The 1,924-nt window shown below is 52.8% G+C and carries 2 protein-coding genes; both read right to left on the bottom strand.

From position 1 onward, the window contains the following. Window positions 1–466: 466 nt before the first annotated feature. Entirely contained in the window at window positions 467–1,258 is a 792-nt protein-coding gene (locus tag FEF27_RS12970; RefSeq protein ID WP_138171304.1) for an IclR family transcriptional regulator, read from the bottom strand. Between the two features lie 276 nt (window positions 1,259–1,534). Then, complete coding sequence (locus FEF27_RS13925; protein ID WP_138171303.1) at window positions 1,535–1,867, bottom strand: universal stress protein; 333 nt, start codon at window positions 1,865–1,867, stop codon at window positions 1,535–1,537. Between the last annotated feature and the right edge of the window lie 57 nt (window positions 1,868–1,924).

Below are 1,924 nucleotides of genomic sequence, written 5' to 3'. Positions count from 1 at the left end.
GACCGCGGGGGTCAGTATGTCGCGGTGGCCTACACCGAGAAACTCGCTGAGCACGACATCAAACCCTCAGTCGGGAGCGTCGTGACTCATACGATAATGCCCTTGCGGAGGCAGATAATGGGCTGTACGAGACAAAGCTGGTCCACTCCCAGCCGGGCTGGCACTCCCTGACAGAGGTGGAATTCACCACACTGAACTGGGTTCACTGCTGGAACACAACGCGACGGCAAGAACATCGGGGCCACCAACCCCCAGCTAGATTAAGGCAGCCTACTATTGAGACCAGTGAGAGAAACCTCCCGCACCAGAGCTATGGAACTGCGCCCGGTACGGTTCATGTCGACATTCCTGATCTATGTTAGATCTCGGATCTAGGAGTTTCCGGGGTGTCTATTGAACGGCAGTGGTCATACCCTGCTCCACGTCTAGAGAGTTGATTCCCCCTAAAAGCGGTATCCCAATCTATCTAGCTCAGTAATTCCGACCCTTTTTCTGCGATTTTCCTCATATGAAACGTTATACGTTCAAGATCTGATTCAAGCATGCGACTAACGGGCAATGATACGTTTAAAGCCAACCGAGATACGGACCCATTGGTAGGAATTGTGAGTGCGACAGAGGACACACCGTCTTCATTATCTTCTTCACTTGTCGCGTAGCCCCTCTCGCGCACCACTACTAGTTCACGTTCAAGATCCAGCCTAGATTTTACTGCCTTCGCTCCCGTGATCTCGGTATTCGGATAAAGTCGACGCAGTTCGTCTGATGGCACTTCTGCCAACAACGCTTTACCTGTGGCCGTCGCCGCAGCAGGTTTGGACTGCCCCATACGGGACGCCACACGCACAGCGTGTGGGCTTTCGATCGCGTCCAAGAACCGGACGTTCGTTCCCTCGAGTGACCCAAGATGGACAGTCTCCTGAAGAGTTTGGTGGAGTTCTTCCAGTACTGGGCGCAAAAGTTCCCGAATATCAAAACCTGCTAGTACCGAGTAAGACAGCGTGGTCAGTCGGGAACCAGGTCGATATGTCTTATTTCCTGGATCACGTCGCAGAAATCCTCGGTATTGAAGCATCGCCAAAAGTCGGTGGGCGGTCGAACTAGCAACTCCGAGATAGTCTGCGACATCTCGTTGCCTTAAGTCATTTTGATCTCGCAAAAGTAAAAGAATCTTTAGGGCATTATCCACAGACTCTATCGGGTATTGGGGTTCTGGCCCGAGTACGCCCCATCCTGCCTTGACATTTGGATGCTCCATACAACGATTCTACGCCACGTGCATGCTAGCCCCAATCCCCTTTAGACCGCTGCCACAAAACGTGTGATGAGGAATCGTGAGTGTCGCCTATTTTTGGTAGCGTGTTACGCCTGTCACATCATACTTCTAGTGCTCGAGGAAGGGTGGGCCAACCCTGCCAGAGCTCTGCGAAATAACTGTCGAGCATATCGAGTCTCCATGCGACAATCGACAGCCACCACGCCCATGCCACCTCTCGCTGCCGCAAACTCGCGCCTAACAACTCTTACCACCTACTCACTTTTGGTGTGTGTGGACTACATACAGGTCGCAATTTGCCCCGGAAGCTACGGTTCTTGCGATGCTGCCTAGTATCCTAGCGGGTCCCTGCACTCTCTTGTTTCCCACAACTATGATCTCCGCCCCTAGTCTTTGGGACTCACTGATGAGGGTGGAGCCGGGCGTTCCCTCTACAGCCTTTGAAATTACACTGAGTCCTGTAAATTCCCTACGCAAGCTCTCGGCTATCGTCGATGCCGTTGCCGTAGCCGTACTAGCGTAGCGAGCGATCGTCGCCTCATAAGCACGAGTTCTCGATACGTGATCATTCTTGCTATTTAGAGACTGCATCGTCTCGGTCGTTTTTACACTGAAAGCCCCCTACCTGCCAGACTGAGGTGAGACACC

Origin of the sequence: Nesterenkonia sphaerica, assembly GCF_005771565.1 — a bacterium.
Taxonomy (GTDB): Bacteria; Actinomycetota; Actinomycetes; order Actinomycetales; family Micrococcaceae; genus Nesterenkonia; species Nesterenkonia sphaerica.
The sequence above is the reverse complement of the archived record's forward strand: the minus strand, read 5'-3'. Positions and strand labels throughout refer to the sequence as shown.

Excerpts from the sequence above, each read along its gene's own strand:
- FEF27_RS12970 (WP_138171304.1), bottom strand. The coding sequence starts at position 1,258 with ATGGAGCATCCAAATGTCAAGGCAGGATGGGGCGTACTCGGGCCAGAA.
- FEF27_RS13925 (WP_138171303.1), bottom strand. The coding sequence starts at position 1,867 with ATGCAGTCTCTAAATAGCAAGAATGATCACGTATCGAGAACTCGTGCT.